Annotated in this window: 5 protein-coding genes, 1 tRNA gene and 1 pseudogene; 6 read left to right on the forward strand and 1 reads right to left on the reverse strand. The window is 40.2% G+C overall.

The window, feature by feature from the left end; all coding sequences use genetic code 11:
* Positions 1-41: 41 nt before the first annotated feature.
* Positions 42-1,769: an Rqc2 family fibronectin-binding protein gene (locus H6G59_RS11390; protein ID WP_190714443.1), complete on the forward strand. Its 1,728-nt coding sequence runs from the start codon at positions 42-44 to the stop codon at positions 1,767-1,769.
* A 384-nt stretch (positions 1,770-2,153) separates the two neighbouring features.
* Here H6G59_RS11390 and H6G59_RS11395 read toward each other — a convergent pair whose 3' ends face one another.
* The gene (locus H6G59_RS11395) at positions 2,154-3,746 is read right to left on the reverse strand and encodes an iron uptake porin (RefSeq protein ID WP_190714445.1); all 1,593 of its coding nucleotides are present in this window, start codon (positions 3,744-3,746) and stop codon (positions 2,154-2,156) included.
* A gap of 345 nt (positions 3,747-4,091) precedes the next feature.
* Between H6G59_RS11395 and H6G59_RS11400 the strand changes: the two genes are divergently transcribed.
* The 5 genes and pseudogenes from H6G59_RS11400 to H6G59_RS11420 all read left to right on the forward strand — a co-directional run.
* On the forward strand, positions 4,092-5,084 hold the full coding sequence (locus tag H6G59_RS11400; protein ID WP_190714473.1) for a metal ABC transporter substrate-binding protein: 993 nt from the start codon (positions 4,092-4,094) through the stop codon (positions 5,082-5,084).
* A gap of 443 nt (positions 5,085-5,527) precedes the next feature.
* Positions 5,528-6,307, forward strand: coding sequence for a metal ABC transporter ATP-binding protein (locus H6G59_RS11405; protein ID WP_190714475.1), 780 nt, complete (start codon positions 5,528-5,530; stop codon positions 6,305-6,307).
* A gap of 216 nt (positions 6,308-6,523) precedes the next feature.
* Positions 6,524-7,393, forward strand: coding sequence for a metal ABC transporter permease (locus tag H6G59_RS11410; RefSeq protein WP_190714447.1), 870 nt, complete (start codon positions 6,524-6,526; stop codon positions 7,391-7,393).
* Positions 7,394-7,471: 78 nt separating this feature from the next.
* Positions 7,472-7,544, forward strand: a tRNA-Phe gene (locus H6G59_RS11415).
* Positions 7,545-7,636: 92 nt separating this feature from the next.
* A pseudogene (locus H6G59_RS11420) lies at positions 7,637-7,737 on the forward strand (IS4 family transposase); the annotation flags it as partial.

Here is a 7,737-nt window from a genome sequence, read left to right on the forward strand (position 1 = left end):
GGCTTCTTGATGGAAAAACTCCCCTATTGTGACTAATCGTTTTGCAACCAGTTGATTTTACTACCCTCACTGCTGCTTGTAGCGAACTACGGGCTGACTGGCTACCTTCGCGGACAGAGCAGGTTTACCAGCGCGATCGCTATACTATTGCCATAGCCTTACGTACCCTAAAACAACGGGTTTGGCTAGAAGTGTCTTGGCATCCCCAAGCTACCCGCATTTGTATTGGCGAACCACCACCACGCACACCAGATACTTTCACCTTCAGTCAACAATTAATCCATCAATTGGGTGGTTTAGCCTTAGTAGCAATTGAAGCGATCGCACCTTGGGAACGTGTAATTGATTTACAGTTTGCTCGTCGTCCTGGAGAAAACGCCCTCTATCACTTGTATGTAGAAGTGATGGGCAAATACAGTAACGCCATTCTCACCGATGCCGACAATTTCATTATCACCGCTGCTCATCAAGTTAGTCAGCAACAATCCAGCGTTCGTCCTATTCAAACCGGACAACCTTATGAAATACCACCCAAACAAACTGGCCCTATTCCTAGTTTGAGCGAATCCCAAGCACGTTGGCAAGAACGGGTGAGTTTAGTACCAGGCGCTATTAAACGGCAACTACTCAAAAATTATCGTGGTTTGAGTGCAGCTTTGCTAGATACAATGTTGCTAGTAGTAGATATACCACCAGAAACAACCACAGATACACTCAATGCTGATGATTGGCAGAGGCTATTTGCACATTGGCAAGAATGGCTACAAGCTTTAGAAGCTGGTAAATTCCAACCTGGTTGGACAGCAACCGGTTACACTGTCATGGGTTGGGGTGTTGTCGCACCAGCTAAAAACATCCAAGAATTACTGAACAAATATTACACCGACGAATTAAATAAACAATTATTTTCTCAATTACGCCATCAGTTAACTCAGAAACTGAATAATATTCTCGGCAAATTACGCACCAAAGCCCAAACTTTCAGTGAGAAATTGCAGCAATCAGATCAAGCTGATGATTATCGGCAAAAAGCTGATTTATTAATGGCGTATCTGCAAAACTGGGAACCAGGGATGAAAGAAATTATCCTGGCAGATTTTGAAACTGGTAAACCAACTGCGATCGCACTTCTCCCAGATAAAAACGCCGTCCAAAACGCCCAGAAGCTTTATAAACAGCACCAAAAACTCAAACGCGCTCGTGCTGCTGTGGAACCGTTATTATTAGAAGTCCAAGCCGAAATTGATTATTTAGAACAAGTAGAAGCAGCTATTTCCCAACTCGACAACTACCAAACAGCAGCAGATTTACAAGCTTTAGAAGAAATTCGTGATGAACTCATTGGGCAAAAATATCTGGAAGCCCTAGAATATCGCAGCCGAAGTACCACCGACTCTCCCAGCACTAATTTTCATCGTTACCGCACTCCTAGCGGTTTTGAAGTCTTAATCGGTCGCAATAATAACCAAAATGACCAACTGACATTTCGTGTAGCCGGAGATTATGATCTGTGGTTTCACGCCCAAGAAATTCCTGGTAGTCATGTTTTATTACGTCTTGAACCTGGTAAAGTTGCAGAAGAAGCTGATTTACAATTTACTGCTAATCTTGCAGCTTACTTCAGTCGCGCCCGTCAAAGTGACCAAGTACCAGTAGTTTACACCCAACCCAAGCACGTCTACAAACCCAAAGGAACTAAACCAGGACTTGTAATTTATAAACAAGAAACCATCATTTGGGGACAACCGCAAATAATTCGTAATTCGTAGTTCGTAATAGTGCCTACGGCAGGCTACCGCCAACGTAATTCGTAATTCGTTTATTTATCCCCGCGTCACCCCATCACCCCATCACCCCATCATCCCATCACCCCATCTCCGCGTCCCCGCGTCCCCGCGTCACCCCATCTCCGTATCTTACCCTAGAGATAAATCCTACTCACCTGCGGATAGATATTTTTTGAGATATTTTTATGAAAAAAGTGTACTGGCTGTTACAATCTTGTTAAGAAAAGTTGCCCGTTAAATTTTGGGAACGCGCAATTTGGTTTTGACTCTATTGAGAAGACAACGCGAACAACGTTTTTTAGACCAGCCCGTGGGAAGGCTGGTCTTTTTGTTAAGATGGTGATTTTGAAAAGAAAGATTTAGAAACTAGAAACTGAAGGTGGTTCTCAAAGCACCAATGACTACACCATCATTATTATCGTTATGATCTGCTGCTGTTAGCCAAATCACACCTGGGGTAATGGTGATATTGTCGCTGACTTTGTATTGATAAAATGCCTCAATGTGATATGAGGTATCTTGGTCTTCAGGTACTCCAGCAAAACTGGAACTTGTAACTCTCGGTTCCATTCCTAGGATAACACCAGCCAAGTTACCTTTTTTGCCCAAGTCTGGGAAACCAAGAGTAACAGCATAGTTCCAAATGTCAACATCTCCCTTTGTACCTGTCAATACCTGACTATTGGTATATCCAGCCCAACCACCTATGACAAATTTATCACTGATGCCAATTGATGCTTGAACACCGTAAGAGTTGCTAGAAAATGCTTCACTGACATCCGTGAATGTGGCGAGATTACTACCTGTGAGTAGTGGCTGTTTGTAGGAATTGATATAAGTTAGACCAAAGGAAATGCGATCGCTTGGTTTGATAGTCAACTGCGCCAAAGCACCATAAGGGCCATCAAACAAACCATTTTTTGAAGATGGGTCATTAGCTGTACTACTCAAATAAGCTAAACTTAATGTCAAATTTTTACCGAACTGGTGATTTACTCCCAACCCAGCACCACTGATCTGAGCATAAATCGGGTTGCGTGTACCGAAGCTTGACAATGCACCAAATCCACCATCACCATCAAAAAGATTCACAGTACTGGTCACGTCATCTGCTGCACCAGCATTAGCAATAGCGATTACCTGTGTGTTTTTGCCTAACGGGAACTTATACCACAGTGCATCTAAAGAAACATTATTAGTACCATCTAAACCTTGAAAAAACAAGTTGCCTTCTGGAGTATTAATATCAGGAGTCTGGATATTATTACTCTGGAGTCTCGTGAACAGAGTATCTTGACCAGTGAAACTAGTTACAAATTCGACACGCGCCCGCGCCCCAAGGGTAGTATTTTTGTCTGTAATCGGTCCGTCAACATTGTCACCTGATAAAACATCACTGACAACTGCGACAACTTGTCCTTGTAGTTTGGTGGTAGTAGAAAATTGATTGGCTTCTAATTCAGAAGCCCTCGCTTCTAATGCATCTACACGTCCCCGCAAGGTTGCTAGTTCTGTGGAAAAATCTTCTCGCAGTTTTTGTAATGTTGCTAAATCTTGTTTTGTCAAAGAGTCGGCAGTTGCGGTAGCAATTAGTTCATTTACCCGATCTAAACAAGCATTCAAACCAGCCGCAAACTCATACCTTGTCATGGCACGATTACCACGATAAGTACCGTTAGGATATCCAGCAATACAACCATAACGTTCTACTAAAGATTGTAAAGCTTGGAATGCCCAATCTGTGGGTTGTACGTCTGATAACTGAGATACTGATGTAACTTGTGAAATTAACTCTTTTTGATTTATATTTTCAATTTGTTGATCTGAATTGGCTACAACAAGTGGTTCACTGGCTTCTATTGTTGCTAGTGCTTCTCCTGCCCACGCTGCTGCACTCATCAATAGTGTTGCGCCGCTAACTACTGGACTAGCTAACAGATATTTCCATGATTTTTGCATTTTTCACTCACACCTATTTGCTAACAATCAGCACATTACGTGCTTATACGAAATGAGAGATTATTAAAAACTGATCTCAATATACTAGCAGTAAGCAGCATTTTTTTTAACTAAAAAAGTCAAGGAATCTTCATGAATGGGGAAAGCTAGTATGAGGCAGTATCTTCTCAACAAAATCATCTGTCATTACTGAATCTCCGTATATTACACCGATAATGCAGGATATTTTTGTCAAACCGACATGATAATGAGAATTATTATAGTATAATGTTTAGGATTAAGTCTTGTTGTGAATAAAAATATTGACCTAGGTAAAGACAGTATTTTGAAGGAAGGGAAAACATGATGATTGAGACTGATGTCAGCCTAAGAATAGGCAGATTTAGAGGTAAAATATTGTCTCTCATGGCGCTGCTAATGTTGACAATGTTTTATGGCTGTACCGAAACCAAACAGGTGGCACAGACAGATACAGAACAGTCAGAACCAGCAAAGCCACCAAAAACTAAAGTAGTCACAACATTTTTACCAGTGTATTTATTTACCAAAGCAGTAGCGGGAGATGCAGCAGATGTAGAAATTTTAGTCCAGCCGGGTACGGAGATACATGAATATCAGGCTACACCGGCTAATGTGAAAGCGATCGCAACGGCGAATGTATTAGTAAAAAACGGGCTGGGTATAGAAGAATTTCTGGCAGATACCGTCAAAAATGCCCAAAACACCAAATTAGTCGCAATTGATGCCAGCAAGGGCATTCAAGCTATTAATGAAATTTCTCCCATAGAGAAAACAGCGAAGGAAGAAAAAGATCATAACCACGAACACGGAGATGGGAATCCTCATGTTTGGCTAGATCCAGTTTTGGCTAAACAGCAAGTAGTCAATATTCGAGATGGATTAATTGCTGCTGACGCTGCGAATAAAGCAACGTATGAAGCTAATGCGGCGGCATATATCCAAGAATTAGAGAATTTAAATAATGAATTTCAGCAGACTTTACAGCAGACTCCCAATTGCACCTTTATCACCTTTCACGATGCCTTTCCTTACGTAGCTAAACGCTATAACCTCAAACAATTAGCTGTTGTAGAAATTCCCGAAGATCAACTTTCACCCACAGATATACAAAAAGTTGTTAATGCTGTGAAAAAATACAAAGTGAAAGCCTTATTTAGCGAACCTGGAGTAGATAACAAATTATTTACCAGCCTGTCTAAAGACTTAAATTTAACTTTGCGAACTCTGGATTCTTTAGAAACTGGTGAGACAAATCCACAGTATTATTTTAAAGCTATGAAATCTAATTTAGAGACTTTATCAACAGCTTGTAAATAATTTGATAGAAATGCAGGTTACTAATCTTTTGATTTTTACTAGTCCGCGACTTCCATTCGTTCGTCGGGCTTTTTATACATTTCTTAAGATGAAACTGCACAAAATAAGATTTCTAGAAGTTTTAACCGCAGATGATAGATACTCGTAGAGTGGCTTTTCCAAAAGTAAGCAGACAAAACCGATGACTTCATGATTTTGTGCAAACTCAAATTAAATTAAGTAAGTAGGCAAAAAAATCAAACTATGTTAAGTAAGGTAACAAATTTTTAAATTGGCTCGTAGTTAGGGCTTTAGCCATACTTTAAGGTCTAAATATTTCACTACAAACCTTTAATTATTGACATTACTCTACTTAGGATTACTTGCCTGCTAAATAGTGATTTAAAAAACGTGAAAAACTGGAGTTTAAAATCTAAAATTCGATGAATAACGACCAACAATTAATGACATTACCAATATTAAAAGTAGAGGGATTAACTGTCTATCAAAGCAGTTATCTAGCGGTGCGGGATGTTTCTTTTGAATTGTTAGCAGGAACAGACACCGCTATAGTCGGACCGAATGGTGCGGGTAAGAGTACTCTAGTAAAAGCTATTTTAGATTTAATTCCCAGAAGTGCGGGTAAGATTGAAATATTTGGTCGTCCAATATCTAGATTAGGAAGTTTACATCACCTGTTGGGCTATATGCCACAAAACTTTATTTTTGATCGTAGTTTTCCGATTTCTGTCAGTGAATTGGTGGGACTAGGAATAGGTGATAGAGAACAGGTGACAGGTGACAAAAAACATTTATTTTCCAAGTTTTGGCAAAATCACAGACAAAAATCAGCAGCAATAACCGCAGCTTTACAGCGAACTGACGCGTATCATCTACGAAATCAAGCAATTGGAACTCTTAGCGGTGGTCAACTCAAGCGGGTGTTGTTGGCTTATTGTTTAGTAACTCCGCGCAAATTTTTGATACTTGATGAAGCTTTTGCTGGGGTAGATGTGCAAGGTGCGGCTGATTTTTATGTTTTACTAAATGAATTAAAGAGAGAAGAGGGTTGGACAATTTTACAGGTTTCCCATGATATTGATATGGTAAGCCGTCATTGCGATCGCGTCCTTTGTCTGAATCAAACTCTTGTATGTACTGGTAAGCCAGAAATTGCCCTTTCACCACAAAATCTTTTAGCTACTTATGGCCCTGGTTTTAGTCGCTACGAACACCATCACTAAACAATTCAAAATTCGGCGTTGCTGAATAAGGAGATGATTGAGGCTGACGCGGAGACGCAAAGACGCGGTGATTATATATTGATGCAGATTCTCAAATCATCCCGCAATTATGCAATGCCCAAAATTCACATCAAAATTCAAAAAGTTCAGTAACAGCCTGACAAAGACTGAATCATAGGTTGTGGTTAAATAAATGTATTAAAAAAAAGCCAAAATATGCATTTATTGATTTTGCATCCACACAACTTGTTAGCTACTGCTAATAATCCAGACTTAGTGAGTTTGTTACAATTCCCCTTTATGCAACGTGCCATTATTGGTTCTGTATTAATGGGAATACTTGGCGGTTTACTGGGCAGTTTTGTTACTTTGCGCCAGTTATCATTTTTTAGCCATGCTGTTGGTCATGCAGCCTTAGTAGGCGTAGCATTAGGCGTATTACTCAACACAAATCCTACTTGGATGTTGTTACCTTTTACATTGATTTTTGGGATTGTTGTCCTCTACTTAGTGGACAAAACAGACTTAGCTAGTGATAGCGTTCTCAGTATAGTTCTATCAGGAGCATTAGCAATAGGTGTCATCCTCACCAGCATGATTAAAGGATATCGTGGCAATTTGATGGCTGTACTGTTTGGCGATATTCTCGCGATTGATCTCACAGATTTAATTTTGACACTGCTGGTACTTGTCGGTAGTACCGTTTTTTTATTATCAACCCTGCGATCGCAAATTTTGTTAACTCTTAACCCTGATGTTGCCCAAGTACAAGGCGTTCCGGTGCAATTGTATCGTTATGGGTTTGTCGTTTTGCTGTCTTTAGCCGTTGCTGTAGCCATTAAAGCTGTTGGCGTTTTACTCGTGAATGCCTTTTTAGTGATTCCCTCTGCTACCGCTAAACTCATGAGTCACCATTTTAGCCGCTTTCTGATTCTGTCAGTGCTTGTCGGTTCTAGTACTAGCATTGGTGGAATTATGGTTTCTGGGGTGTTTAACCTGGCTTCTGGTCCTAGTATCGTTCTGGTACAGTTCCTGATGTTCCTTCTCGTTTTCACTTGGGTAAAGTTAGGGATAAAGGCAGCGTAAAAGTTTCTTCTGTAAGCCACTTGACAAATCTTTCTTTCTTTGCTAAATTGATTAATCGTGGCGGTAATAAAAAACCACGCCGGGATAGCTCAGTTGGTAGAGCAGAGGACTGAAAATCCTCGTGTCACCGGTTCAAGTCCGGTTCCTGGCACTTGTTAAAATAGGCGAAAGCCTTGATAATTAAGGTATTTACAAAACTCCTACTGGAATTAAACAAATTTCCGGTAGGAGTTTTTGCATTTTATTGATTCAACAATTATTACATTGACAAGTAAGTTGTTATGGGTGTTAGGTCATCATCAAGTAAAACTGTTTAGTTCTTTAAATCTTGCTACAGGAAGTCC

Origin of the sequence: Anabaena lutea FACHB-196 (assembly GCF_014698305.1) — a bacterium.
Classification (GTDB): domain Bacteria; phylum Cyanobacteriota; class Cyanobacteriia; order Cyanobacteriales; family Nostocaceae; genus Anabaena; species Anabaena lutea.